This is a genomic window from Streptomyces sp. NBC_00237 (genome assembly GCF_026342435.1).
GTDB lineage: Bacteria > Actinomycetota > Actinomycetes > Streptomycetales > Streptomycetaceae > Streptomyces.
Window position 1 is genome coordinate 2,256,966 of sequence record NZ_JAPEMT010000002.1, and the last position, 24,967, is coordinate 2,281,932.

Genomic DNA, 24,967 nt, shown 5'->3' on the forward strand with positions numbered 1-24,967 from the left:
GGCCTACCTCACCGGCAGGTGGTACGAGACCCGGTAGCGGTCCGCCGGAACCACCAGGTCGGCGGTCTCCACGGCCCGCCCCGAGGCGTAGTACGTCCGCTCGATGACCAGCACCACATGCCCCGGCACCCCGCCCAACTCCGCCAGTTCTTCGGCGAGTCCGGGCCGGGCGCTCACCTCCTCGGCCACGTTGTCCACGACGACGTCGATGGCGGCCATCCGCTCGACCACCCCGCAGCCGCCGAGCGGCCCCTCCTCGGGCAGCATCACCGGGGTGCGCCCGGTGACGGCCAGGGGCTCGTAGGACGTGGAGAGCATCATCGGCTCCCCCGCGTCCCGGTAGACGTACTTCGTGCGCATCACCCGCTCGCCCGGCTCGATGCCGAGCCGCTCCGCCACCTCCGCCGACGCCTCGGCCTGCTCGCTGCGCGACTCCCAGGTGCCGCGCACCCCGTCGGCCGCCTGCTCCTGCCGGAACGGCGTGGTCGACCCCGAGCCCCGGTAGGCGGAGCGGGAGACGCTGCGCGGCACCGGGCGCTCGCGGACGTACGTCCCCGAACCGGACCTGCCCTCGACCAGGCCCTCCGCCATCAGCACCTTGCGCGCCTCCAGGGCGACGGTGTCCGAGACGCCGTAGACCTCGCGGATGCGGGCCTGGGAAGGGAGCCGGGTGTGCGGCGGCAGCTTCCCGTCGGCGATCTGCTGCCGCAGGTCCCTCGCCACGCGCAGATAAGCCGGCTGCTCACCGAATGTCACTGGCCACTCCCATCAGGTTGACAGACAGCAACAGCCTGGCAACCGTGGGTTGTTGAGCACAAGCAAAGGCCAGGGTTTCACTCGAAGTGATGATTCGGCTGTACCCAGGCATGTTTCCTTGAGTAAGGGGCGAGGGGAATTACACCTCTTCCTTCGCACCGGCACCGGTGCTCCCACCACTCCCACCACTCCCGCCGCTACCGCCACTACCACCGCTTCCGGTGTCACCGCCGTCCCCGGTGCCCCCGTCGGTATCCGGGTCACCGGAACCACCGACGCCCCCTTCGGCCCCGCCGGACCCGCTCGCCCCACCCGACTCACCCGTCCCGCTGCCGCGGAGCGAGCCGGTGAGCTTCTCCCCCGACTCGCTGCCGAAGACGCACGTGACGCCCCGGTCGCCGAGCCGCCAGCCGCGCTGGTCGGGCATCAGGTAGTAGAAGTCCGACTCGACGTCGGAGCCGCCGGTGTAGGTCTCCTGAGCGGTGGCACAGCGCTTGTCCGCGATGGTGCTGATCTTCTCGTCGCCGGGGTACGTACGCGAGTCGGCCAGGTCGAAGGTGCCGAACACCTCGGCGTCGTGCGCCTCCTCGCAGCCCACGACGTCCACGTCGTACGTGGTGCCTTCCAGCGACCCGTCGGCGGAGTTGAAGCACTGCCCCACCCGCAGGTCCGTGACGGAGCGGCTGGTTCCGCTCCCGGCCCTCTCCCAGCCGTCCACGAAGGCGCGGAACCCACCGGTGAAGAGCGTCACCAGCACCAGGACGACGCTGAGCGAGGACAGCACGATGCCTGCGATCGCGAAGCCCTTGCCGGTGTCGCCGCGCTTCTTGATCTGCGAGAGCGCGACGAGGCCGAGGATCAGGCCGAGCGGGGGCACGCAGCAGACGATGCCGGTGACCAGCGAGGCGATGGCGAGCCCGTTGGTGGCGGGCGGCGCGGGCGGCATGCCGTAGGGACCGCCGCCGTAGGGCGGGGCCCCGTAGGAGGACTGGCCGTACGGACCCTGCCCCTGGTCGTACGGCTGCTGGCTGCCGTACGGTCCCTGCGTCTGGTCGTAGGGGGTCTGGCCGTACGGCGTCCCGTACGCCTGGGGCGGGGGGCCCTGCGGGTTCGGCTCCTGGGGCGGGTTCCAGGGCTGCTCGGGCGGCGGCGGGGGTATCGCCATCGGTACGGTGCTCCTCGTCGGCGGTGCTGGGGGTGCCCGGCGCATGGTACGTGCCCCCGTGGCCAGCAGGGCAGTCCACGGACATTCCGGTCAACGGGGAGGTCGGCGGGCGTCAGCTGACCCTGCACGACCATGTCGGGAAACCGCGAACGACCATGTCGGAAATTCGCCAGCCCCGGCCGCCCCGGCCTGATGGACTGTCCCCATGACGACGACTTCGCACACCAGCCAGCACCAGGGTCAGCACGACAAGGCCACCCTCTTCCACTCCCTCCACCACGGCGCCGCCTCCCCGCTGCTGCTCGCCAACGCCTGGGACGTCGCCAGCGCCCTGGTGGTCGAGGAGGCGGGCGCGACCGCCGTGGCGACCACCAGCGCCGGGGTCGCGTGGAGCCTGGGTTCGCCGGACGGCGACGCGCTGGACCGGGACCGGGCGGTGGGGCTGATCGCACGGGTCGCCGCCGCGGTGAAGGTGCCGGTGACGGCCGACATCGAGGGCGGGTTCGCCGAGACCGCGGAGGGCGTCGGCGAGACCGTCGCCAAGGTGATCGAGGCGGGCGCGGTGGGCGTCAACCTGGAGGACGGCACCCGCGACCCGGCCGCTCAGGCGGACCGGATCGCCGCCGCGCGAGCCGCCGCCGACAAGGCCGGAATCCCGCTCTACCTCAACGCCCGTATCGACATGTACCTGTTCGGACTCGGCGAGGAGTCCGACCGCCTCGCCGAGACGATCCGCCGCATGCGCTCCTACGTGGCGGCGGGCGCGTCCGGCATCTTCGTGCCCGGCACCACCGACCCGGAGACGGTCGCCGCACTGGTCGCGGCCGTCGACGTCCCGCTGAACCTCCTGGTGGGGCCGGGCGACCCGAGCGTCGCCGAGCTGGCGAAGCTGGGCGTGGCACGGCTCAGCCTGGGCTCGTCCGTGGCCTCCGCGGCGTACGGCGCGGCCCGTCGGGCGACCCGCGAGCTGCTGGAGCGGGGGACGTACGACGCGGTGACGGACGCCGTGCCGTACGGCGAGCTGAACGCCCTCTTCCCGCGCTGAGCCCGCTAGCTTCCCGCGCTGAGCCCGCTAGCGCGCCCCGAACACCTGCGTCCAGCGGATGCCGCCGGAGGCGTCCTTGATGCCGATGCCGACCTCCTTGAAAGCACAGTTGAGGATGTTGGCCCGGTGTCCGGGGCTGTTCATCCAGCCCTCCATGACGGCGGCGGGGGTGGCCTGCCCCGCCGCGATGTTCTCCCCGTACGTCATCCACTTGTACCCGGCGGCGGTGACGCGCTCGCCGGGTCCGTCGCCATCGGGGTTGGTGTGGTCGAAGAAGCCTCGGCTGACCATGTCCTCGGAGTGCCGCTGAGCGGCCGTGCGGAGCAGTGAGTTGCTGCTCAACGCCGAACAACCCGCCTTCGCCCGCTCGGTGTTGAGCAGTCGCACCACTTCCTGGGCGGGACCGGCGGGCGGCGCGGGCGGCGCGGGCGGGACCGGCTTGGTGGTCTTGGGCGGCTTCGGCGGAGGCTTGGGCTTGGCCGAAGTCTTCGTCGGCTTCGGCGACTTGGACGCGGCGGGCTTGGTGGGTGTGGCGCTGGCGCTGGCGCTGGCGCTGGCGGACACGGTACGGGTGGGAGTGGGGCCGCCCGTGCTGGGCGCGGCACTCGACGGGAGGACCGGCGCCCCGGTCCGCGCCGCGTCGGCGACGCTCGTACTGGTCCCGCCGTCCCCTCCCGAGAAGATCCGGAACACTCCGAACCCGCCACCTATCAAGGCCAGCAGAGCCGCAGCCCCTATGACGTGACGCTTCCGCCGCGTCCGCTGCTGCCTCCGCTGCGACCGCGAGGGCCCGGCCGCTCGGCCGTCACCTTCCCCGGCCCCGGCGCTCTGTTGATGTGCGGCGTCGTACGACAAGTCCTGCTCCTGTGTTCCGCGCATGGCGCTGTGTACCTGTACTGCTTCTGCTTCTTGCACTGCTTGCGTTGCCTGCGTTACTTCTGTCGCTTGTATCGCTTGTGTCGCGTACGGCACACCCTGCGCATGCCCCACCGGGGCGAACCCGCCGCCGCCCCCGCCCCGCACGGCCGCGCTCACGCCCGCCACCAGGGCCCCCGCCACGGGCACGAGCCCGAACCCGGCGAGCAGCCCCTCGGCGGGCACGAGCCCGGTGCGGTGTCCGGAACACGCCGCGCACTCCTTCGCGTGCCGCGATATCCGCTTCCGCCAGAGCGCCGACGGCACTCCGTCCCAGGAACCGATGACGTCCCGCAGCTGCCCGCACAGCGGAACGGCGGCCAGCGCCCGCACGACCACCCGGGACGCCTCAAGCTGCGACTTCATCCGCTGCACGCGTACGGCTGTGTGGTCGGGCGGCAGCTCCAAGGCGGTGGCGACCTCGGCCCGGGTCAGCTCACCGGCCGCCTCCAGCCACCACAACGACAGCAGCGCGCGATCATCACCGTCGAGCCACCGCGTCGCTTCGACGGTCTCCTTCCGCTGCCCCGACAGCCCCATCCGCACGAGGGTCAGCCCGACGAAGTCGGCTGCGGGATCGGCGACCTCCCGCTCCTCGTGAACGGGCCCCACGGACCCGACGGCGGCCTGCCCCCGCTCCCAGTGGCGACGCACCTCGTTCATGGCGATGGCGACGAGCCACGACCGGAAGCTCTCGGGAATCCTCAGGGTGCCGAGACCGTCCAGAGCCCGCAGCATGGTCTCCTGCACAACGTCATCGACATCCGCATGCCCGTGCAGCGCCCGCCCGACGATGTTGTAGACGAGGGGCAGATACGCGGCGACGAGCGCGTCCTGCGCCTGCGGGTCCCCACTCTGCGCGGCAAGAACTCTCGCGACTCCGTGTTCCCTGTTCACGGTTTCCCGCCCCTTCTCCGCCGGAATGCCCCATACGCGCATACGCACATCAGCGCGCCCCACGCACACGCATCTTGCTCCACGCCTAGGAGACCGCCCCCAACCCCCCACATAACAAAAACCCCCACCCAACTTTCCCGGCTGAGGGGGGGGCGCCCCATTAGGGGCGCGGGGAACTGCGCGCCCAGCCCCAACGCACCCGCACGCACAAACCCACCCACCCGCCGCGCGGCGAGCGCTTTAGGTGAAGGGGCGGGGCAGGGGCCTCAACCCGCCGAAGGCGGGCGGGGGTCCGGGGGCGGAGCCCCCGGCAGGAACAGCACCCACCCACACCAAAGCACCGGCCACCGGCCACCGGGACAGGAGGGCATGCTCCTCAGCCGACCGCCAGGTCACCCCCTACTCCCCCTCCGCCGCCTCCCCCTCCAGCGCCGCATTCAACCGCGCCCGCGCCCCCTCCAGCCACCCCCTGCACACCTTCGCCAACGCCTCCCCCCGCTCCCACAACGCGAGGGACTCCTCCAACGACGTCCCGCCCGCCTCCAGTCGCCGTACGACTTCGATCAACTCGTCCCGCGCCTGCTCGTACCCGACCTCGGCACCCGATGCTGCTGCGGCTTCATCCGTCTTGGCCATGCGTTCCACCCTATGTACGAGGTCCGACAACACCGACTCACCTCACCACCCGCCCCACCCCGCCTCACTCCCCGCCCCGCCTCACTCCCCCTCGACGACCCGCACCCCGAAGCCCCCCTCCGCGACCCGCGCCCTCAGCACGTCCCCGGCCTCCACATCGCCCACCGACCGCACCACCACCCCGTCCGCCCTCTGCAACACCGCGTACCCCCGCTCCAACGTCGCCGCGGGCGACAACGCCACCACCCGCGCCAGCGTGTGCGACAGCTCGGAATCCGCCCGGTCCAACAGATGCCCCAGCGTCCGCCGCCCCCTCGCCACCAGCGCGTCCACCTCCCCCTCCCGCTCCTCCACCATCCGCTGCGGCCGCTCCATCACCGGCCTGGCCAGCGCGTACGCCAGCCCCCGCTCCTCCCGGTCGAGCACCCCCCGCACGGTCCGCAGCGCCCGGTCCCGCAGACCCCGCACCCGGTCGAGCTCCTCCCCCACATCGGGCACGACCTTCTTCGCCGCATCCGTCGGCGTGGACGCCCGCACATCCGCCACCAGGTCCAGCAACGGCGAATCCGGCTCGTGCCCGATCGCGGAGACAACCGGCGTCCGCGCCTCGCCCACCGCCCTCACCAGCGACTCGTCGGAGAACGGCAGCAGATCCTCCACGCTCCCCCCGCCCCGCGCCACGATGATCACGTCCACCTCCGGCAGCGCGTCCAGCTCCTTCACCGCCTGCACCACCTGCGGCACCGCGTGCACCCCCTGCACAGCGACGTTCCGTACTTCGAAGCGCACCGCGGGCCACCGCCGCCGCGCGTTCTCCAGGACATCCCGCTCGGCGGCACTCGCGCGCCCCGTCACCAGCCCGATCAGCTGCGGCAGAAAAGGCAGACTCCGCTTCCGGTCCAGCGCGAAAAGTCCCTCCGCCGCCAACGTCTTCTTCAACTGCTCCAGCCGCACGAGCAGTTCGCCGACCCCCACCGGCTTGATCTCATTCGCCCGCAGGGACAGCTGCCCCCTCGGCGCGTACCACTCGGGCTTCGCGTGAACGACGACCCGCGCCCCCTCCGAGACGACGTCCGCCACCGCGTCGAAAACCTGCCGATAGCAGGTCACAGCCACCGAGATATCGCTCGACGGATCCCGCAGCGTCAGAAAGACGACACCCGCCCCCGGCCGCCGCGACAACTGCGTGATCTGTCCCTCGACCCACACGGCGCCGAGCCGGTCGATCCATCCCCCGATCAACCGGGAGACCTGCCCGACCGGCAAAGGCGCGTCCGCTGACGTATTGAGTGCCATGACCCAAAGCTATCCGGGCCGACCGACATCGCCCCCCGCCCGTCGCCCCCGCTGCGCGACGAGCACCACCAGCCCCACCAGGAACCACCCGACCCCCACCAGTTGCGCCGTCCGGCTGGCCTCCACGATGACCGCCACCGCGATCGCCGCCCCCAGCACCGGCACCACCACATGCCGCCACCACACGGGCGGCCCCTCCATCCTCCGCACGACGAACCACCCCACCACCGATGCGTGCAGCAGCACGAAAGCGGTCAAAGCCCCGATATCAACCACGGAAACCAGGTGATCCATCCCGTCCCCCCGCGACGCCGCCCACACGGCCGCCACCAGCGTCACCACGGCCGCGAGCCCCAGCGCCACCCTCGGCACCCCGGACTTCGCGTCCACCCTGGCCAGCACCTTCGGCAGCCGCCGCTCCCGCGCCATCGCGAAGAGCAGCCGCCCGGCCGCCGCCTGCCCGGCCAGGGCCGCGAAGGCCGCCCCGATCGCCTTGCTGACCGCGACCAGGTCGTGCAGCCAGTCCCCGACCGACCCGTCCACCGCGTCGTAGAAGGCCGTCCCCTGCTTCGAGGGATCGGCGGCCAGTTCGGCCGCCGTCACCGGCGACAGGAGCGCCACCAGATACGTCTGTACGACGAAGAGCACGCCGACCAGTGCCAGACACAGCAGCACCGCCCTGGCGACCTTCGCGGAACCCCCCGTGACCTCCTCGGCGAACGAGGCGATCGCGTCGAACCCCAGGTACGACAGCACCGCCACGGACACCGCCCCCACCACCGCCGCCAGCGAGAACGCGCCCATCGACCCGTCCCCGGCGAGCGGCGACAGCCAGTCCCGCTGGGCCCCGTCCCGTACGAGGACGACGAGCGCGGCCACCACGAACACCACCAGCACCGCGATCTCCAGCGCCAGCACCGCGAACCCCACCCGGGCGGCGGCCCGCACCCCCCACATGTTGAGGGCCGTCGTCACCACCACCGCGAGCGCCGTCCACACCCACTGCGACACCGACGGGACCAGGGCGTGCAGGGCGATCCCGGAGAACAGATAGGCGACCGCCGGAATCAGCAGGTAGTCCAGCATCGCCATCCACCCGGCGACGAACCCGGGCCCCTCCCCCAGCGCCGCCCGCGCGTACGCGAAGACCGACCCGGCCTTCGGCACGACCCGCACCATCTGCGCGTAACTGAAGGCGGTGAAGCCCATGGCCACCGTCGCGACGAGGTAGACGAGCGCGACGGCGCCGTGCGACTTGGCGTCCAGCGTGCCGAAGACGCCGACCGGGGCCATGGGCGCGATGAACAGCAGCCCGTACACCACCAGATCCCGAAACCCGAGGCTCCGCTTCAGCCCGGCCGCACCGGCCCCTGCCGTACCCGTGGCCTCTGTCGCCCCGTCAGCACTCCCCACGATCGCTCCTCCGTACGCCTGTCGATCATCTCTCCCAGTGTTCCCCCGCAGGCGATCTTTGGCCTCCCGGGCACGGCCTTACGATGGGTCGTATGACTTCCACCTCCGCCCGCCGTGTCCTGCTTGCCGCCCCCCGTGGCTACTGCGCGGGCGTGGACCGCGCCGTCATCGCCGTCGAGAAGGCCCTGGAGCAGTACGGTGCGCCGATCTACGTCCGGCACGAGATCGTCCACAACAAGTACGTCGTGCAGACCCTGGAGAAGAAGGGCGCGATCTTCGTCGAGCAGACGGCGGAGGTCCCCGAGGGCTCCATCGTGATGTTCTCCGCGCACGGCGTCGCCCCGACCGTCCACGCCGAGGCCGCGTCCCGCAACCTCGCGACGATCGACGCGACCTGCCCGCTGGTCACCAAGGTCCACAAGGAGGCCGTCCGGTACGCCAAGGACGACTACGACATCCTCCTGATCGGCCACGAGGGCCACGAGGAGGTCATCGGCACCTCCGGCGAGGCTCCGGACCACATCACCCTGGTCGACGGCCCCGAGGACGTCGCGAACGTGACCGTGCGCGACGAGTCGAAGGTCGTCTGGCTCTCCCAGACCACGCTCTCCGTCGACGAGACGATGGAGACGGTCGACGCCCTGAAGAGCAAGTTCCCGAACCTGCTCTCGCCGCCCAGCGACGACATCTGCTACGCCACCCAGAACCGCCAGATCGCGGTGAAGAAGCTGGCCGAGGACGCCGAGCTCGTCATCGTCGTGGGCTCCAAGAACTCTTCGAACTCGATCCGGATGGTCGAGGTCGCCCTGGACGCGGGCGCCCCCGCCGCGCACCTGGTCGACTTCGCCTCGGAGATCGACGAGTCCTGGCTGGAGGGCGTCACCACGGTCGGCCTGACCTCGGGCGCCTCCGTCCCGGACGTCCTGGTCGACGGCGTGCTGGAATGGCTCTCCGAGCGCGGCTACGCGGACGTGGAGACCGTCAAGACGGCCGACGAGTCGATCACCTTCTCGCTCCCCAAGGAGCTGCGCCGTGACCTGCGCGCGGAGGCCGCTGCGCTCGGCAGCGAGTAGTCCGTCCCCGCACCGCTGTCAGTGGTGCGTCGTACGGTGGTGTCCATGAACGTGTTCGGAGTGGACATCGGCGGCTCGGGCATCAAGGGCGCTCCCGTGGATCTGGAGCGGGGCGACCTTGCCGAGCCGAGGCACAAGGTACTGACCCCGCACCCGGCCACGCCGGACAGCGTGATCGAAGGCGTCAGGGACGTCGTCGGCAACTTCGGCTGGTCGGGCCCGGTCGGCATCACCTTCCCCGGCGTCGTCACGGACGGCATCACCCGTACGGCGGCCAACGTCGACAAGGGCTGGGTCGACCTGGACGCCCAGTCCGTCCTGCGCGAGCGCCTGGGCATGCCGGTGACGGTGCTGAACGACGCGGACGCGGCGGGCGTCGCCGAGATGACCTTCGGCGCGGGCGCCGGCCGCAAGGGCACGGTCCTCCTGCTCACCTTCGGTACGGGCATCGGCAGCGCCCTCTTCCTCGACGGCAGGCTCGTCCCGAACACGGAGCTGGGCCACCTGGAGCTGCACGGCCACGACGCCGAGAAGCACGCCTCCACGAAGGCCAAGGAGGACGAGGACCTGAGCTGGGACCACTGGGCCAAGCGGGTCTCGAAGTACCTCGCCCACGTGGAGATGCTCTTCTCCCCGTCCCTCTTCATCATCGGCGGAGGCGTCAGCCGCAAGGCCGAGAAGTTCCTCCCCCTCATCGAGGGAATCCGCGCGGAGATCGTCCCGGCCCAGCTCCAGAACAACGCGGGAATCGTCGGAGCCGCCATGGCCGCCGCCAGACGCTGAACCCGGCGCCCCACCGGGTGGGACTGCTCCCTACTACTCGCTCCGGGACCGCTGCTGCCGTACGCCACCCACCCGGCCGGACGACTGCGGTCGTACGGAGGCAGGGGCGACGGCAGCGGGGGCGGCGGCACCGCGGGCGGCTGCCGACGCGGCCCGCTCCGCCTGCCTGCGCCCCATCTGCCGCACCTTGCGCACGCTGGCGACCAGCCCCGCGACCAGCGTTCCGCCGTACAGCCACCCCGCGTGCACGGCCAGCGCCGTCACCACGGCCATCAGCCGGCTGCCGAACCCGTCCGAGCCGCCCGCGATGGGCACCAGACCACAGGCGAACGCGATCGGCACGCTGATCGGCGCGGTCACCAGATCAGCGGGCCGCACCCACACAGCGGTCAACAAACTCACCGGCAAGAACAGCACCCCATACACAACCGGTGCCCCATCGAACAACGTCTGCACCAGACACCCCACCACCACCATGGCCACCACGGCGAAGAGCCCCCCGCCGAGCCCCGTCAGCCGGGGATTGGGCAGCCGCCGCAGCGCGAGCACCACGGGCGCGACGGGCCGTGCGGGCCGCCCCGAGCCCCCGGAGCTCCGGTAGACGGCCGAGGTCTCGGCGGTGACCCCCTGCGCGGCGACGTGCTGCGGCCTGCGCTGCGGGGGGCGGGGACGGGTCCTGGGTTGCTCCACCGGACCAACGTAGGTCGCCGGACTGGCGGATTCCGGGCTTGGACACGCCCTTTGGCCGACCTTGGCACTGAGTTCGACGCCATCCGCCCGCCAGCGCCCCCCGCCGACCCCGGCAGCCCCCTCCTCCCCGTACGACACCCCCACCCGCCCGCCCGTAAACTGGGGGATCGGTCGGCCCACCCCCGGGCCAGCACCAGCTCCTCTCTCTCCGCTACGGGAAGTCGCCAACGTGTCGCTCACGATCGGAATCGTCGGTCTGCCGAATGTCGGCAAGTCGACCCTGTTCAACGCCCTGACCAAGAACGACGTGCTGGCGGCCAACTACCCGTTCGCCACCATCGAGCCGAACGTCGGCGTCGTGGGCGTCCCGGACCCCCGCCTCGCCGTCCTCGCGGGCATCTTCGGCTCCCAGAAAATCCTCCCCGCGACGGTCGACTTCGTCGACATCGCGGGCATCGTCCGAGGCGCTTCCGAGGGCGAGGGCCTAGGCAACAAGTTCCTCGCGAACATCCGCGAGTCCGACGCGATCTGCCAGGTCATCCGCGCCTTCAAGGACGAGAACGTCGTCCACGTCGACGGCAAGGTGTCCCCCAAGGACGACATCGAGACGATCAACACCGAGCTGATCCTCGCCGACCTCCAGTCCGTCGAGAAGGCGGTGCCCCGCCTCACCAAGGAGTCCCGCCTCCAGAAGGAGAAGGTCCTGGTCCTCGCCGCCGTCGAGAAGGCCCAGAAGATCCTCGAATCCGGCGAGACCCTGTTCTCCGCGGGCATCACCAAGGGCACGGAGCAGGGCGACCTCCTCCACGAGCTGCACCTCCTCACCACCAAGCCCTTCCTCTACGTCTTCAACGTGGACGAGGACGAGCTGGTCGACGAGGACTTCAAGAACGAGCAGCGCGCCCTGGTCGCCCCCGCCGAGGCGATCTTCCTCAACGCCAAGATCGAGTCCGAGCTCATCGAGCTCGACGACGACGAGGCCCTCGAACTCCTCCAGTCCATGGGCCAGGAAGAGCCCGGCCTCGCCACCCTCGGCCGCGTCGGCTTCGACACCCTGGGCCTCCAGACCTACCTGACGGCAGGCCCCAAGGAGACCCGCGCCTGGACGATCCCCAAGGGCGCCACGGCCCCCGAGGCGGCCGGTGTCATCCACACCGACTTCCAGAAGGGCTTCATCAAGGCCGAGATCATCTCCTTCGCCGACCTGGTCGAGACCGGCTCCGTCGCCGAGGCCCGCGCCAAGGGCAAGGCCCGCATGGAGGGCAAGGAGTACGTCATGCAGGACGGCGACGTGGTGGAGTTCCGCTTCAACGTCTAGCAGAAACCTGCCGTACGCCGTCCCGGCGTCCGGCAGGACCGGTGACACACGTCGTCCCCCGCCCGGTGGTCCAGGCGGGGGACGACGTGTGTGCGGGCTCCGTGGACCCGGGGGCGGGGTGTGAGCCCTGCCACGATCATCCCGGTTTAGTTGAAACTTAACCTAATGCTGGTCTACGGTGGCGTCATCGCTTGATCCTCCGCACGTTTGGAAGGCATGACGCATGTCCCTCGTTCTTGACCCCGCCGCCCAGGACCTCCTCTTCCGTGAGGCCCGCACCGCCAACACGTTCACCGACGAGCCGGTGACCGAGGAGCAGGTCCAGGCGATCTACGACCTGGTCAAGTACGGCCCGACCGCGTTCAACCAGTCGCCGCTGCGCATCACGCTGGTCCGTTCCGAGGAGGCGCGTGAGCGTCTGGTCGGGCTGATGGCCGAGGGCAACCAGCCCAAGACCCGCACCGCTCCGCTGGTCGCGATCCTGTCCGCCGACAACGAGTTCCACGAGGAGCTCCCGGCACTGTTCCCGCACTTCCCGCAGGCCAAGGACGCCTTCTTCTCCGAGCGTCCGGTCCGCGAGCAGGCCGCGCTGATCAACGCCACCCTCCAGGCCGGTTACTTCATCGTCGGCGTGCGCGCCGCCGGTCTGGCCGCCGGTCCGATGACGGGCTTCGACTTCGCCGCCGTCCAGAAGGAGTTCCTGGACGACGACCACACCCCGCTGATGGTCATCAACATCGGCAAGCCGGGCGACGACGCCTGGTTCCCGCGCTCCCCGCGTCTGGCGCTGGACGAGGTCATCACGACCGTCTGAGTCCGCGTACGCGCACGAGGAAGGGGCCGTCGCACCGGAAGGTGCGGCGGCCCCTTTCGCGCTACTCCGGGTTCGCCGGGGAGGGCGTGGGCGCCGTCGGCTTCGCCTTCAGGGCCGCGGCCATCTCCGCGAGGCGCGCGTCCTTCGCCGTACCGAGGACGACCGTCGTCGCGTCCTTGTCGGTGCGGACCAGGGCGTCGTACTTCTCGCCCTTCCAGACCTGCCACTGGGCGCCGCCGACCTGCTGCGTCTTCCCCGTGTTCGTCGCCTTGAGCGTGACCTCGGGAACGTACTTCGCCGGGTCGTTCGTCGACTGCTCGACCGCGACGTACTCCTTCTCCGGGTCGAGGAAGCCCAGGTGCCACGCCTTGCCCTTGTTGCCCCGGTACGTCACCGAGGTCGCACGCCACTCCTTGGACAGGCCCTGCGGGGCGAGCACCGGGTAGGGGGCGGAACGCTGGGCGGTGCTGAGCTCGACCCGGTAGTCGACCGTCTTGAGGGGGTCGGCGTTCTCGTTGTGCGGGATGACGGTGTAAACGCCGGCGACGACGGCCCCGATGACCAGCATCGAGAGCACCATGTCCCGGATCTTCTGATTGCCACGCTTCGCTGCCACACATCCATGGTCCCCCATGGGGTCCGGCGGCTCCGTCGCGGCCCCGGGGTGCACGGGACGTAACCGATATGCCGCTCATACGTGCACCCCCTCTGCTCATTTTGTCGATGTACGGATAGAGTCGCACTACCGCCGCCGCACCCGTGCAGCCACACAGGCAGAACAGAAAGGGTCGCTCACCGATGACCGAGCACCAGCTCCCGTCGCAGCTCGAAGTACCCGCCGAGGCTCCCGACCGCAACCTCGCCCTTGAGCTCGTACGCGTCACCGAGGCCGCCGCCATGGCCGCCGGTCGCTGGGTGGGCCGCGGCGACAAGAACGGTGCGGACGGTGCGGCGGTCAACGCCATGCGCACCCTCGTCTCGACCGTCTCGATGAACGGCGTCGTCGTCATCGGCGAGGGCGAGAAGGACGAAGCGCCCATGCTCTACAACGGGGAGCGCATCGGCGACGGCACCGGCGCCGAGGTCGACATCGCGGTCGACCCGATCGACGGCACGACGCTCAACGCCAAGGGCATGCCCAACGCCATCGCCGTACTGGCGGCCGCCGATCGCGGGACGATGTTCGACCCGTCGGCGGTCTTCTACATGGACAAACTGGTCACGGGCCCCGAGGCGGCGGACTTCGTCGACATCAACGCCCCCGTGGCGGTCAACATCCGCCGGGTCGCCAAGGCCAAGAACTCCACGCCCGAGGACGTCACGGTCATGATCCTGGACCGTCCCCGCCACGAGGGGATAGTCAAGGAGATCCGGGAGACCGGGGCGCGGATCAAGTTCATCTCGGACGGCGACGTCGCCGGTTCGATCATGGCGGTCCGGGAAGGGACCGGCGTCGACCTGCTGATGGGTGTCGGCGGCACGCCGGAAGGCATCATCAGCGCCTGCGCGATCAAGTGCCTCGGCGGCACCATCCAGGGCAAGCTGTGGCCCAAGGACGAAGCGGAGCGCCAGCGCGCCATCGACGCGGGGCACGACCTGGACCGCGTCCTGCACACGAACGACCTGGTCAGCGGGGAGAACGTGTTCTTCGTCGCCACCGGTATCACCGACGGTGAGCTGCTGCGCGGCGTGCGCTACCGGTCCGCGACCGCGACCACGCAGTCGCTCGTGATGCGCTCGAAGTCCGGGACGATCCGCCAGATCGACTCCGTGCACCGGCTGTCCAAGCTGCGTGCGTACAGCGCCATCGACTTCGACCGCGCGAAGTAGGCGGTACGAGAAGCAGGCGGTACGAGCGGTACGAACGCCGCGAGGAGGGGCGGCCACCCGAAGCGAGGTGGCCGCCCCTCCGGCGTACAACAGGTGAGCGGGTCAGCCCGCGATGCGGTGGTCGCCCGCGCCCGGAGCGGCCTTGAGTTCCATCTCGCGCCTGCGCCGCCTGGCCAGGACCACCCGGCGCTCGGCGGCGGTGAGGCCGCCCCAGACGCCGTACGGCTCGGGCTGGAGGAGTGCGTGCTCGCGGCACGCGATCATCACCGGACAGCGGGCGCAGACCCGCTTCGCGGCCTCCTCGCGGGCCAGCCGGGAAGCGGTCGGCTCCTTCGACGGGGCGAAGAACAGCCCGGCTTCGTCCCGGCGGCACACCGCCTCCGTGTGCCATGGGCCGGCCTGGTCCCGCTGATCACGGACCGGTGCCGGGACGCGTTGCGCGGGCACGGCGGCGACCTGCAAGGACTGATGCGGCGGTTGCAGCACGGTCTACTCCTGACGACGGCTTCGCGAGCGAGCGACGATGCGCAGTCCCTACCCGCTGTGCCGACGCCTATGCACAGGGTTTCGAACCATGTCCAGTACGCGTCACCCCCGGCGCGTCCGCCAAGGGGCCGTCGGGCCTCCCCAGGACGCCCCTCAGGGAGTCCGGGGGCGCCGTCCGCCCGTCAGTGGCCGAGGTGCTTGCGCAGGCGGTCGTGCAGGTCGGCGATCAGCTTGCCGCGCTTGGGCTTCGCCTCGATGTTGCCGAGGACCGCGAGACCGTTGACGACCACGACGGGGGCCTCGGGATCGGCGGCCTCCAGGGTGCGGATCTCGAAGTTGCCGAGGATTCCGTTGCCGTTGCCGCGCAGGGTGATGTTCTCCGGGACCGTGATCTCGACGTTCCCGAAGACCGAGGTCGCGTTGATGGTGGTGAGGCGCTGCGAGAACAGGGCCTCGGTCAGGTCGATCTCGATGTTCCCGAAGAGCGCGAAGGCGTTCGTACGGGCGCCGATGCGCCAGCGGCCCTTGCGGGTGGTGCTGCTGAAGACGGACACCAGGCTCTCGGTGGGCTCGGAGGGCTGACCGCCGTCGTACGGGGCGTACCCGGACGAGGGCGCGGCGGCCTGCGCGGGCGGCGCGCCCGGTACCGGCAAGTCCCTTACCAGCGGCTCCAGTTCGGCCATCGTCTTGGCGCGGTAGACCGCGTCGATGCGCTCGCCGTGCTCCTCGGCGTCGAGCCGTCCCTCGGCCATCGCCTCGCGCAGGATGTCCGCGACGCGGTCGCGGTCGGCGTCGGAGGCGCGGAGGGAGGCGGCCGGAGGTCCGGCGGGGGGCTCCGCGTACGGGAGGGTCGGCTGGGGCTTCTTTTCGAGGTCCACCCCACTACCGTACCGAAACGCGATAGATCGCGATAGGGGGCGGGACGGGAACGGCCGGGGCGGGCAGGTGAGGCGGACCTCACCCGCGAGGCGGTTCGACCGCGTCATACGCTGAGAGGTGCGCTGCCAATGGGGGCATGCGTAGATGTCTGCCTGCCTAGTGAGGGATTGGCCGAAATGCCAGAGTTTGCGTACTCCGATCTGCTGCCGCTGGGAGAGGACGCCACGCCCTACCGGCTGGTGACCTCCGAGGGTGTCTCCACCTTCGAGGCCGACGGTCGTACGTTCCTCAAGGTCGAGCCGGAGGCACTGAGGAAGCTGGCCGCCGAGGCCATGCACGACATCTCGCACTACCTGCGGCCCGCGCACCTGGCGCAGCTGCGGCGGATCATCGACGACCCGGAGGCTTCGGGCAACGACAAGTTCGTCGCGCTGGACCTGCTGAAGAACGCGAACATCGCGGCGGCGGGCGTACTGCCGATGTGCCAGGACACGGGTACGGCGATCGTGATGGGCAAGCGCGGGCAGAACGTCCTCACCGAGGGTGGGGACGAGGAGGCGCTGTCGCACGGGATCTTCGACGCGTACACGAAGCTGAATCTGCGGTACTCGCAGATGGCGCCGCTGACCATGTGGGACGAGAAGAACACCGGGTCGAACCTGCCCGCGCAGATCGAGCTGTACGCGACCGACGGGGGCGCGTACAAGTTCTTGTTCATGGCGAAGGGCGGGGGGTCGGCGAACAAGTCGTTCCTGTTCCAGGAGACGAAGGCCGTTCTGAACGAGGCTTCGATGATGAAGTTCCTGGAGGAGAAGATCCGGTCGCTGGGGACGGCGGCCTGTCCGCCGTACCACCTGGCGATCGTGGTCGGGGGTACGTCGGCCGAGTTCGCGCTGAAGACCGCGAAGTACGCGTCGGCGCACTACCTGGACGAGCTGCCGTCGGAGGGGTCGGCGACCGGGCACGGGTTCCGGGACCAGGAGCTGGAGCAGAAGGTCTTCGAGCTGACGCAGAAGATCGGGATCGGGGCGCAGTTCGGCGGCAAGTACTTCTGCCACGACGTGCGGGTGGTGCGGCTGCCGAGGCACGGGGCTTCGCTGCCGGTGGCGATCGCGGTGTCGTGCTCGGCGGACCGGCAGGCGACGGCGAAGATCACGGCCGAGGGCGTCTTCCTGGAGGAGCTGGAGAAGGATCCGGCGAGGTTCCTGCCGGACACGACGGACGAGCACCTCGCGTCCGACGCGGACGAGGACGTCGTACGGATCGATCTGAATCGGCCGATGGACGACGTGCTGGCCGAGCTGACCAAGTACCCGGTGAAGACGCGGCTCTCTCTGACCGGACCGCTCGTCGTGGCGCGGGACATCGCGCACGCGAAGATCAAGGAGCGGCTGGACGCGGGCGAGGAGATGCCGCAGTACCTGAAGGACCACCCGGTGTACTACGCCGGGCCCGCGAAGACGCCCGAAGGGTACGCGTCGGGGTCGTTCGGGCCGACGACGGCCGGGCGGATGGACTCGTACGTCGAGCAGTTCCAGGCGGCGGGCGGCTCGAAGGTGATGCTGGCGAAGGGGAACCGGTCGAAGCAGGTGACCGATGCGTGTGCCGCGCACGGGGGCTTCTACCTGGGGTCGATCGGTGGGCCTGCGGCGCGGCTGGCGCAGGACTGCATCAAGAAGGTCGAGGTCGTCGAGTACGAGGAGCTGGGGATGGAGGCGGTGTGGCGGATCGAGGTCGAGGACTTCCCCGCTTTTGTGGTCGTGGACGACAAGGGCAATGACTTCTTCACGGCTCCGGCGGCTTCGCCGTTGGTGACGAGCATTCCCGTGCGGGGGCCGGGGATGGCGTAGGGCCTCGCCGGAGGCGCTGGCGGGGGGCTGGGGTTACTGCCGGGGGCTCCGCCCCCGGACCCCCGCCCGCCTTCGGCGGGTTGAGGCCCCTGCCCCGCCCCTTCACCTAAAGCGCTCGCCGCGCGGCGGGTGGGTGGGTTTGTGCGTGCGGGTGCGTTGGGGCTGGGCGCGCAGTTCCCCGCGCCCCTGACGGGGCACGGAGCGCCCGCGCGGCGGAGCCGCACAGTGATACAGCCCCACCCCCCGTCCTACGGCCTCGTCATGCTCAGGACGTCGAGGGCGGCGTCGAGTTGGGACTCCGTGAGGTCGCCTCGGGCGATGTAGCCGTTCTCCAGGACGACCTCGCGGATCGTTTTGCGTTCGGCGATCGCCCGCTTGGCGACCTTCGCCGCCTCCTCGTAGCCGATGTACTTGTTGAGGGGGGTGACGACGGAGGGGGACGACTCCGCGTATTCCAGGGCGCGTTCGACGTTGGCCGTGATGCCGTCGACCGTGCGGTCAGCCAGGAGGCGGGTGGAGTTGGCGAGGAGGCGGATGGATTCGAGGAGGTTCTTGGCGATGACGGGGAGCATGACGTTCAGCTCGAAGTTGCCCGCCGCGCCCGCCACCGCGACCGTGGTGTCGTTGCCCGTGACTTGGGCGGCGACCATCAACACCGCTTCCGGGACTACCGGGTTGACCTTCCCCGGCATGATCGAGGAGCCCGGCTGGAGGTCCGGGAGGTTGATTTCGGCCAAGCCCGTGCGGGGGCCGCTCGACATCCAGCGGAGGTCGTTGGCGATCTTGGTGAGGGAGACGGCGATGGTGCGGAGCTGGCCGGAGGTCTCCACCAGGCCGTCCCTGGCGCCCTGGGCCTCGAAGTGGTCGCGGGCTTCCGTGAGGGGCAGGCCCGTGGCGCGGGCGACCTCGGCGATGACAGCGGCGGAGAAGCCGGGCGGGGTGTTGATTCCGGTGCCCACCGCCGTGCCGCCCAGCGGGAGTTCGGCGAGGCGCGGGAGCGAGGCGCGGAGGCGTTCGACGCCGTAGCGGATCTGGGCCGCGTAGCCGCCGAACTCCTGGCCCAGGGTGACCGGGGTCGCGTCCATGAGGTGGGTGCGGCCGGACTTCACGACGTCGGAGAACTCGGAGGACTTGCGGTCGAGGGCCGCCGCGAGGTGGTCGAGGGACGGGATCAGGTCGTGGGTGACGGCCGCCGTCGCCGCGATGTGGATCGAGGACGGGAACACGTCGTTGGACGACTGCGACGCGTTGACGTGGTCGTTGGGGTGGACGGAGGGGCCGCCCGAGGCCGTGAGGCGTTCCGAGGCGAGAGTGGCGACGACCTCGTTCATGTTCATGTTGGAGGAGGTGCCGGAGCCGGTCTGGAAGACGTCCACCGGGAAGTGGGCGTCCCAGTCTCCGTCGGCCACCTCGTCGGCGGCGCTCGCGATCGCGCCCGCGACGTCCTTGTCCAGAACGCCCAGTTCGGCGTTGACCTTCGCGGCGGCCGACTTGATCCGGGCCAGGGCCTCGATGTGCGCGCGTTCCAGGTGCTGGCCGGAGATCGGGAAGTTCTCCACGGCCCGTTGGGTCTGCGCGCGCCACTTGGCGTGGGCGGGGACCCGTACCTCCCCCATCGAGTCGTGTTCGATCCGGTGGTCCCGGGAGTCGTTGTTCGTCATGGGTTACGACACCTCCTGTAAAAGTTGAGCAGTTGTCTGGTTCTGGCTATTCCCAAGTCGACTACCGGCCAGTAAATACCTCGGGTAACAACCAACCGGGGAGGCGCAATGGCGCGCACACGGCACAGAAGCGTTCGTTGTTCCGTCGCGGCCGTCGCCGCGATGGCGGCAGCGGTCGGCGGACTCGCGGCGACCGGCACGACGGCGGCGAGTGCCGCCGGGACCGGGGCGGGGCAGGGCGTCGCGGCGGCACCCCTGCCGCCCGAGCTGGAGGCCATCCGCGCGGCCGAGGCGACCAAGCTCTACGGGTCGCCGGAAGAGCGGCCCATGGCACAGCGCAAGAGCGGGCTCATCTCGCTCGGGGACAGTGAGATCTCCGGCGAGGGGACGGGGACGTACGAGGCCCCGACCAACGGGCCGACGAACTGGTGCCACCGGTCGCCGGACGCCGCGATCCACAAGACCTCGATCGCGGCCGACGTGACGTACAACGTCTCCTGCTCGGGCGGCTACACCGGAAACATCAAGATCGGCGGGACCAAGCAGTACGCCGACGAGCTGGTGCAGAGCGACAACCTCGCGATCAAGGCACGGAACACGAAGATCAAGATGGTGGTCCTCGTCGCCGGGGCCAATGACGATCTCCAGTTCGGTCCCGTGATGACGGACTGCGTCACCCGGTACCTGACGCTGCAAGGGCCGTGCGAGTCGAAGTACGCGGGTGGGTGGCAGGCCCGGGTGGACGGTCTGGTGCCCAAGGTGGAGCAGACGATCCGGGACCTGCGGACCACGATGACGGGGGCGGGATACGCCGACTCCGACTACAGGCTCGTGGTGATGGGGTATCCGAGCCCGATCGGGCCCGACTTCAAGGACAACCCGAACTTCCCCGGCAAGCTGGCCTGCGGCGGCCTCGGCTACGACTCCGACACCGCGTGGGGGCGCAACGTCGCCGTGCCCGCCTTCGAGCGGGGGATGCGGAGGGCGGCGGCGACCACCGGTGCCACCTACCTCGACAACTCGCGGCTCTTCCACGGCCACGAGGTCTGCTCGGAGGACACCTGGGCGCGCGGGCTGTACATCGACCTGAGCAAGCCGGGACCGCCGGACGAGAACTCCGTGCGGCAGTCCTTCCACCCGAACGTTCAGGGGCACAAGGCGTTCGCCTCCTGTCTGAGCCAGGTGTACGACTCGGGTCTGCGTGAGGCCAGTTGCGCAGATCCCGCGTCGACCGGCAAGCCCGTCCTGACGGCGGGCGCCTGGGACGACCAGTTCAGGCCGCTCAAGAACGGTGCGACGGGGACGTGCGTCGACGCTCCGGGATCGGTGACGCGCAACGGGACCGCCGTGGGCGGCTGGGACTGTCACGGGGGCCGCAACCAGGGGTGGTGGTACGACGCCACCCAGAAGTCCGTACGGACCGAACTGAGCCATGACAGGTGTCTGGACGTTCCGGGTGCGAAGTACGAGGCTGGGGTCGGGCTCGTGCTGTGGAACTGCTCGGGCGCCGCCAATCAGCAGTTCGTACGGCAGGCGGGCACGCTCCGTCCGGCCGCCGCGACCGGACTGTGCGTCACCCTGTCGGCCGCCAAGGACCCGCTGAAGCTGCGGGCCTGCGACGGTTCGGCGAGCCAGCAGTTCGCGTAGCCCTTACGTTCGGGGAATGATCTCCGTACTCTCCGTGACCGTCGCGGCGGCACTCGCCGCGACCCTGGCGTCGGCGTCCTCCTCTGCCCCCATGGGGGAGGACGCCGATTCCGTACGTGCTTACTGGACCGCCGACCGGATGCGGGAGGCGGTAGCCGCCACCGAGGCGCGGGACGCCGGGGCCCCGGGCGGCCGGGCCCTCGGTGACGGGCCGCCCGCCGGAGTCCCCTGGCCGGGCGACCCCGACGCCGTCGCGCACATCGGGCGGCTCTTCATGGTGCTGCCCGGCGGGCAGAAGGCCACCTGCACGGCCGCCGTCGTCACCGCCGCCAACCGCGACGTCGTCTCCACTGCCGGGCACTGCGTGCATCTGGAAGCGGTCGGCGGGGCGATGAAGTCGCTGCTCTTCGTCCCGGGGTACGACGACGGGAACGCCCCGCACGGAAGCTACCCGGCCCGCTCCGTCGGTGTCTCCCCCGCCTGGACCGAGCACGAGGACCACACCGCCGACTTCGCCTTCGTCGCCCTCGGCACGGACGACCGGGGACGGCACGTGCAGGACGTGGTCGGTTCCAGCCGCGCCGTCTTCGACGCGAAGCCCGGCGGTGCGCGCGCCGCGCTCGGCTACCCGTTCATGCCGCCGTACGACGGCAAGGCGCTCCAGTACTGCGCGGGCAACGCCACCCCGGTCAAGGACGACCGCCTCGTCGGCGGCTCCCAGCTGAAGCCGTGCCGCATGACGAACGGGGCGAGCGGCGGGCCCTGGTACGCCCCGCTGCCGGACGGCGAGGACGTCCAGGTCGCGGTCACCAGCTCCCGGCCCAGGGGCGACGGCTTCCAGGACGTCGTCTGGGGAGCGGTGTTCAACAAGACCGCCAAGGCCCTCTTCACGACCCAGGGAGCCCTTGCGCCGAAGTAGGCACCCTGCCCGATCCCCTACCCGGCCAGCGAGGAGGTCGCGTCATCCAGCTCCGCGAGCATCCGTAGCCGCTTGTCGCCCCATGCGCCCAACGGCGCGAGCGCCTCGTGCAGTTCGCGGCCGAGATCCGTCAGTGAGTACTCGACCCGGGGCACCGCCGTGCCCTCGTACACCTCGCGGTGCACGATCAAGTCGGCCTCCAGCTCGCGCAGTTGCGATGCGAGCACCTTCTCGCTGATCCCGGGCAGCTCCCGCCTCGTCGCCCCGAAGCGACGCGGGCGCTCGTGCAGCGCCCACAGGATCAGCACCTTCCACTTGCCGTCGATGACGTCGACCGCCGCGTCGAGCCCGCACTGGTACGGCACGTTCTTCATCGCGTCCCACCCCTCGCTTCTGCCCCAGCCCGGCAGCGTACCCACCGGACGTTGCGAGGACCAAGCACGAGAACCGTCGTCAGGCGGCGAACACCGCCAGCGTGAAGGCGAAGAACAGCCCCACCAGCACCGGCCAGTACAGCAGCGTCGCCAGCATGTTGTCCCGCCACTCAAGGAAGCGGCGGTTGGTGTCCTTGCCCAGCAGGATGGCGTTCGCGAAGATGCCCGTGATGACGATGTACTGCGAGATGGCCAGGTACTCCAGGTACGTCAGCGAGGTGTCACCGGCGATTTCGCGGATCTCCTGCTGGTCGACGACGACCACCAGCAGCAGCGTCACCGAGAACGAGATCGCCGTCCACGCCGAGAACCCGAAGCGGGGATTCTTCCCGTCGTCCTTCGTGAACACGAACAGCGCCAGGAACATCACCACCGAGATGAAGAACGACTGGATCAGCCGCCCCATCATCGGCCCCGCCCACTCCCGCTCCATCCCGACGTTGAAGTACAGCTCAGGCGCGGACTTGAAGGGCTTGTCCCAGTCGGTCAGTCCCTGGGTCATCGTGTACTCGTGCATCCCGAAGCTCCAGCCCGTGTAGTACGGGCTCCAGCCGGTGGTCACGGCGTCCTGGTCGAGGCCGATCCGGCCGTACGTCCAGGGCGGGTAGGCGGCGAAGTCGGGGACGAGGACGTCGTTGGTGAAGGTGGCCTTCGACCACATGCGGAGCCAGACGTTCTGTTTGTCGAGCGGGTAGTGCTTGTAGTTGAAGTCCTGGCGCAGGGTCACCTTGAAGTGCCAGCCCTTGAGGCGGCGGCCGTCGGTGCTCCTGGTGTCGTACGCCTCCTGGATCTCGTCGTAGCCGTCGGTGGCCTCGGGGAAGACGACGCCCATGCTCGACTCCGGGACGTCCTTGCCGTACCGCTGCCAGACGTAGCCGCTGACCTCGACCTCTTCGGGCGAGGTGAACTTCGAGCTCTGGACGAAGACCCCGGTCGGGATCTTCCGCAGCGGGACGCCCGGGAGCGTCCTGGTAAGGAAGTCGTCCGCGTCCCGCCGGGTGAGGAGCGGGGTGCCGACGATGGTGTCCGTGATCTCGTCGTGGGACACGACGTACCAGGTCACGCCGATGCCGGTGAGGAAGATCAGCGTCGAGGCCGTGGCCATGAGGGCACAGCGGTGGACGGTCAGCAGGTACGGCTTGACCAGTGCGGCGGCGGCGCACAGCGCGACGGCGCAGCAGGCGAGGAGGAGCGGGGCCCAGCCCCCTCTCTCGGTGTGGCCGGGGCGAGGGGTGTCACGGCCGAAGTACAGGTGCGCGAAGAGGCCCGCGGCGAGGAGGGACAGGGCGAGCAGGACGTAGGTCGTACGGGCCGCGGTCCGCACCCAGCGGGGGGTGGGAGTGCGGGGGGTCATGGCCCCAGCGTGGGACACCGGGGGGCGTGGGGTGGTGAGGCGGCGCGGGACGTGACCCGAATGCCGTAGAGGCCGGGGCTCGGAGGCTCCGGGATTCCCGGAACCGCGGAATCCCGGAGCCCCGGAGCCCGTACTCCTAAAATCTGGATATGACAGAGCTGACGGCCGATGAGGCTTCCGGGTCCGGTGGGGGCAGATGGGCGCCCGGGGAGCACATCCTCTGGCGCTACCGCGACAACGCGACCCCGCACATTCACATCTGCCGCCCCGTGACCGTCGTCCAGGACACCGCGGACCTGCTCGCCGTGTGGATGGCCCCCGGCACCCGCTGCGTCAAACCGGTCCTGGTGGACGGCACTTCCGTACACCAGGAGCCCCTGGCCACGCGGTACACGAAGCCCCGCACGACGACCACCTCGCGGTGGTTCGGGACGGGTGTGCTGAAGCTGGCGCGGCCCGGTGCCCCCTGGTCGGTGTGGCTGTTCTGGGAGCGCGGCTGGCGGTTCAAGAACTGGTACGTCAATCTGGAGGAGCCCCGGGCCCGTTGGGCGGGCGGCGTGGACTCCCGCGACTACTTCCTCGACATCGCGGTGGCCCCCGACCGCCGCTGGCACTGGCTGGACGAGGACGAGTTCGCCGAGGCCCGGCGGGTCGGCCTGCTCGACGAGGAGCAGGCGGAGCGGGTCCTGGCGGCGGGCCGCGCGGCCGTACGGGACGTGGAGTCGTGGGCCGCGCCGTTCGCGGACGGGTGGGAGAACTGGCGGCCCGACCCCCGGTGGGGCGTGCCGGAGCTGCCGGATGACTGGGACCGCACCCCGGCGCACATGACGACGTGAGACTCTTGATGCGCCCCCTGGGTCCAAACGTAGGATCGTCCTCCGGAAGGCCGCGCACCCCGTGATCGCACCGAGCCGAGGACGGAGCAGAGACGGTAACTGCCGGGCGTGAAGCTGGACCTGACCGTATGTCACTACAGGGGGGTGAATCTGTGAAGGGTCGCGCGAAGACGTCGGGCCCGACGTCGGCCAAGACCTCGGGGAAGACTCCGAAAACGCACGCGAGTACGGACGAGTCTGTAACGTTCACAGGCCACCGTTCTGTCGACG

At 70.3% G+C, this 24,967-nt stretch carries 23 protein-coding genes; 10 read left to right on the forward strand and 13 right to left on the reverse strand.

Translation table 11 applies throughout. From position 1 onward, the window contains the following. Positions 1-3: 3 nt before the first annotated feature. Together OG897_RS23750 and OG897_RS23755 are read right to left on the reverse strand one after the other, a co-directional pair. Positions 4-756 carry a GntR family transcriptional regulator gene (locus tag OG897_RS23750; RefSeq protein ID WP_266659215.1) on the reverse strand — a complete coding sequence of 251 codons (753 nt, stop codon included), beginning with the start codon at positions 754-756 and terminating at the stop codon, positions 4-6. A 139-nt stretch (positions 757-895) separates the two neighbouring features. After that, positions 896-1,921, reverse strand: coding sequence for a DUF4190 domain-containing protein (locus OG897_RS23755; RefSeq protein WP_266659216.1), 1,026 nt, complete (start codon positions 1,919-1,921; stop codon positions 896-898). Between the two features lie 205 nt (positions 1,922-2,126). Here OG897_RS23755 and OG897_RS23760 point away from each other — a divergent pair, with 205 nt between their 5' ends. Next, positions 2,127-2,966, forward strand: coding sequence for an isocitrate lyase/phosphoenolpyruvate mutase family protein (locus OG897_RS23760; RefSeq protein ID WP_266659217.1), 840 nt, complete (start codon positions 2,127-2,129; stop codon positions 2,964-2,966). Positions 2,967-2,993: 27 nt separating this feature from the next. On the opposite strand, the gene OG897_RS23765 is transcribed toward OG897_RS23760, so the two are convergent. The 4 genes from OG897_RS23765 to OG897_RS23780 all read right to left on the reverse strand — a co-directional run bounded on the left by OG897_RS23765 (position 2,994) and on the right by OG897_RS23780 (position 8,123). Beyond that, positions 2,994-4,778 (reverse strand): sigma-70 family RNA polymerase sigma factor, encoded by a 1,785-nt coding sequence (locus OG897_RS23765; protein ID WP_266659218.1) that lies wholly within the window; start codon positions 4,776-4,778, stop codon positions 2,994-2,996. Between the two features lie 399 nt (positions 4,779-5,177). Then, positions 5,178-5,414, reverse strand: a complete 237-nt coding sequence (locus OG897_RS23770; protein ID WP_266659219.1) for an exodeoxyribonuclease VII small subunit — start codon at positions 5,412-5,414, stop codon at positions 5,178-5,180. 81 nt (positions 5,415-5,495) lie between these two features. Further along, positions 5,496-6,710 carry an exodeoxyribonuclease VII large subunit gene (gene xseA / locus OG897_RS23775; RefSeq protein ID WP_266659220.1) on the reverse strand — a complete coding sequence of 405 codons (1,215 nt, stop codon included), beginning with the start codon at positions 6,708-6,710 and terminating at the stop codon, positions 5,496-5,498. Positions 6,711-6,719: 9 nt separating this feature from the next. Further along, positions 6,720-8,123: an APC family permease gene (locus tag OG897_RS23780; RefSeq protein ID WP_266659221.1), complete on the reverse strand. Its 1,404-nt coding sequence runs from the start codon at positions 8,121-8,123 to the stop codon at positions 6,720-6,722. An 83-nt stretch (positions 8,124-8,206) separates the two neighbouring features. Between OG897_RS23780 and OG897_RS23785 the strand changes: the two genes are divergently transcribed. Both OG897_RS23785 and ppgK read left to right on the forward strand, forming a co-directional pair. Next, positions 8,207-9,196, forward strand: a complete 990-nt coding sequence (locus OG897_RS23785) for a 4-hydroxy-3-methylbut-2-enyl diphosphate reductase (protein WP_266659222.1) — start codon at positions 8,207-8,209, stop codon at positions 9,194-9,196. A gap of 45 nt (positions 9,197-9,241) precedes the next feature. After that, positions 9,242-9,979, forward strand: a complete 738-nt coding sequence (gene ppgK, locus OG897_RS23790; RefSeq protein ID WP_323188091.1) for a polyphosphate--glucose phosphotransferase — start codon at positions 9,242-9,244, stop codon at positions 9,977-9,979. Positions 9,980-10,012: 33 nt separating this feature from the next. On the opposite strand, the gene OG897_RS23795 is transcribed toward ppgK, so the two are convergent. After that, entirely contained in the window at positions 10,013-10,669 is a 657-nt protein-coding gene (locus OG897_RS23795; protein WP_266659224.1) for a DUF6542 domain-containing protein, read from the reverse strand. 229 nt (positions 10,670-10,898) lie between these two features. Here OG897_RS23795 and ychF point away from each other — a divergent pair, with 229 nt between their 5' ends. Both ychF and OG897_RS23805 read left to right on the forward strand, forming a co-directional pair. After that, a complete protein-coding gene (ychF, locus tag OG897_RS23800; RefSeq protein ID WP_266659225.1) occupies positions 10,899-11,987 on the forward strand; it encodes a redox-regulated ATPase YchF in 1,089 nt (362 codons plus the stop codon). A gap of 223 nt (positions 11,988-12,210) precedes the next feature. Then, a complete protein-coding gene (locus OG897_RS23805) occupies positions 12,211-12,801 on the forward strand; it encodes a malonic semialdehyde reductase (protein WP_266659226.1) in 591 nt (196 codons plus the stop codon). A 61-nt stretch (positions 12,802-12,862) separates the two neighbouring features. Here OG897_RS23805 and OG897_RS23810 read toward each other — a convergent pair whose 3' ends face one another. Continuing rightward, positions 12,863-13,417, reverse strand: a complete 555-nt coding sequence (locus OG897_RS23810; protein ID WP_266659227.1) for a DUF4245 domain-containing protein — start codon at positions 13,415-13,417, stop codon at positions 12,863-12,865. 182 nt (positions 13,418-13,599) lie between these two features. Here OG897_RS23810 and glpX point away from each other — a divergent pair, with 182 nt between their 5' ends. Next, positions 13,600-14,631 carry a class II fructose-bisphosphatase gene (glpX, locus tag OG897_RS23815; protein WP_266659228.1) on the forward strand — a complete coding sequence of 344 codons (1,032 nt, stop codon included), beginning with the start codon at positions 13,600-13,602 and terminating at the stop codon, positions 14,629-14,631. Positions 14,632-14,733: 102 nt separating this feature from the next. Here glpX and OG897_RS23820 read toward each other — a convergent pair whose 3' ends face one another. After that, positions 14,734-15,117, reverse strand: coding sequence for a WhiB family transcriptional regulator (locus OG897_RS23820; protein ID WP_266659229.1), 384 nt, complete (start codon positions 15,115-15,117; stop codon positions 14,734-14,736). Between the two features lie 182 nt (positions 15,118-15,299). Beyond that, positions 15,300-15,995: a DUF1707 domain-containing protein gene (locus OG897_RS23825; protein ID WP_266659230.1), complete on the reverse strand. Its 696-nt coding sequence runs from the start codon at positions 15,993-15,995 to the stop codon at positions 15,300-15,302. Between the two features lie 177 nt (positions 15,996-16,172). On the opposite strand from OG897_RS23825, the gene OG897_RS23830 reads away from it, so the two are divergent. Then, positions 16,173-17,846: a fumarate hydratase gene (locus OG897_RS23830; protein ID WP_266659231.1), complete on the forward strand. Its 1,674-nt coding sequence runs from the start codon at positions 16,173-16,175 to the stop codon at positions 17,844-17,846. 248 nt (positions 17,847-18,094) lie between these two features. Here OG897_RS23830 and OG897_RS23835 read toward each other — a convergent pair whose 3' ends face one another. After that, entirely contained in the window at positions 18,095-19,507 is a 1,413-nt protein-coding gene (locus OG897_RS23835; protein ID WP_266659232.1) for an aspartate ammonia-lyase, read from the reverse strand. A 108-nt stretch (positions 19,508-19,615) separates the two neighbouring features. Between OG897_RS23835 and OG897_RS23840 the strand changes: the two genes are divergently transcribed. Together OG897_RS23840 and OG897_RS23845 are read left to right on the forward strand one after the other, a co-directional pair. Next, positions 19,616-21,154 (forward strand): ricin-type beta-trefoil lectin domain protein, encoded by a 1,539-nt coding sequence (locus tag OG897_RS23840; RefSeq protein ID WP_266659233.1) that lies wholly within the window; start codon positions 19,616-19,618, stop codon positions 21,152-21,154. Positions 21,155-21,170: 16 nt separating this feature from the next. Next, on the forward strand, positions 21,171-22,073 hold the full coding sequence (locus OG897_RS23845; RefSeq protein WP_266659234.1) for a serine protease: 903 nt from the start codon (positions 21,171-21,173) through the stop codon (positions 22,071-22,073). 17 nt (positions 22,074-22,090) lie between these two features. Here OG897_RS23845 and OG897_RS23850 read toward each other — a convergent pair whose 3' ends face one another. Together OG897_RS23850 and OG897_RS23855 are read right to left on the reverse strand one after the other, a co-directional pair. Continuing rightward, entirely contained in the window at positions 22,091-22,447 is a 357-nt protein-coding gene (locus OG897_RS23850; protein WP_266659235.1) for a helix-turn-helix domain-containing protein, read from the reverse strand. A 79-nt stretch (positions 22,448-22,526) separates the two neighbouring features. Then, positions 22,527-23,861 (reverse strand): hypothetical protein, encoded by a 1,335-nt coding sequence (locus OG897_RS23855; RefSeq protein ID WP_266659236.1) that lies wholly within the window; start codon positions 23,859-23,861, stop codon positions 22,527-22,529. A 149-nt stretch (positions 23,862-24,010) separates the two neighbouring features. On the opposite strand from OG897_RS23855, the gene OG897_RS23860 reads away from it, so the two are divergent. Continuing rightward, positions 24,011-24,697: a DUF402 domain-containing protein gene (locus OG897_RS23860; RefSeq protein ID WP_266659237.1), complete on the forward strand. Its 687-nt coding sequence runs from the start codon at positions 24,011-24,013 to the stop codon at positions 24,695-24,697. The last annotated feature ends 270 nt before the right edge of the window (positions 24,698-24,967 follow it).

Bases quoted from the DNA above. Each gene is read 5' to 3' on its own strand.
- OG897_RS23755 (WP_266659216.1), bottom strand. From the start codon at position 1,921: ATGGCGATACCCCCGCCGCCGCCCGAGCAGCCCTGGAACCCGCCCCAG.
- OG897_RS23760 (WP_266659217.1), top strand. From the start codon at position 2,127: ATGACGACGACTTCGCACACCAGCCAGCACCAGGGTCAGCACGACAAG.
- OG897_RS23770 (WP_266659219.1), bottom strand. From the start codon at position 5,414: ATGGCCAAGACGGATGAAGCCGCAGCAGCATCGGGTGCCGAGGTCGGG.
- xseA (WP_266659220.1), bottom strand. From the start codon at position 6,710: ATGGCACTCAATACGTCAGCGGACGCGCCTTTGCCGGTCGGGCAGGTC.
- OG897_RS23785 (WP_266659222.1), top strand. From the start codon at position 8,207: ATGGGTCGTATGACTTCCACCTCCGCCCGCCGTGTCCTGCTTGCCGCC.
- ppgK (WP_323188091.1), top strand. From the start codon at position 9,242: ATGAACGTGTTCGGAGTGGACATCGGCGGCTCGGGCATCAAGGGCGCT.
- OG897_RS23805 (WP_266659226.1), top strand. From the start codon at position 12,211: ATGTCCCTCGTTCTTGACCCCGCCGCCCAGGACCTCCTCTTCCGTGAG.
- glpX (WP_266659228.1), top strand. From the start codon at position 13,600: ATGACCGAGCACCAGCTCCCGTCGCAGCTCGAAGTACCCGCCGAGGCT.
- OG897_RS23830 (WP_266659231.1), top strand. From the start codon at position 16,173: ATGCCAGAGTTTGCGTACTCCGATCTGCTGCCGCTGGGAGAGGACGCC.
- OG897_RS23835 (WP_266659232.1), bottom strand. From the start codon at position 19,507: ATGACGAACAACGACTCCCGGGACCACCGGATCGAACACGACTCGATG.
- OG897_RS23840 (WP_266659233.1), top strand. From the start codon at position 19,616: ATGGCGCGCACACGGCACAGAAGCGTTCGTTGTTCCGTCGCGGCCGTC.
- OG897_RS23845 (WP_266659234.1), top strand. From the start codon at position 21,171: ATGATCTCCGTACTCTCCGTGACCGTCGCGGCGGCACTCGCCGCGACC.
- OG897_RS23850 (WP_266659235.1), bottom strand. From the start codon at position 22,447: ATGAAGAACGTGCCGTACCAGTGCGGGCTCGACGCGGCGGTCGACGTC.
- OG897_RS23855 (WP_266659236.1), bottom strand. From the start codon at position 23,861: ATGACCCCCCGCACTCCCACCCCCCGCTGGGTGCGGACCGCGGCCCGT.
- OG897_RS23860 (WP_266659237.1), top strand. From the start codon at position 24,011: ATGACAGAGCTGACGGCCGATGAGGCTTCCGGGTCCGGTGGGGGCAGA.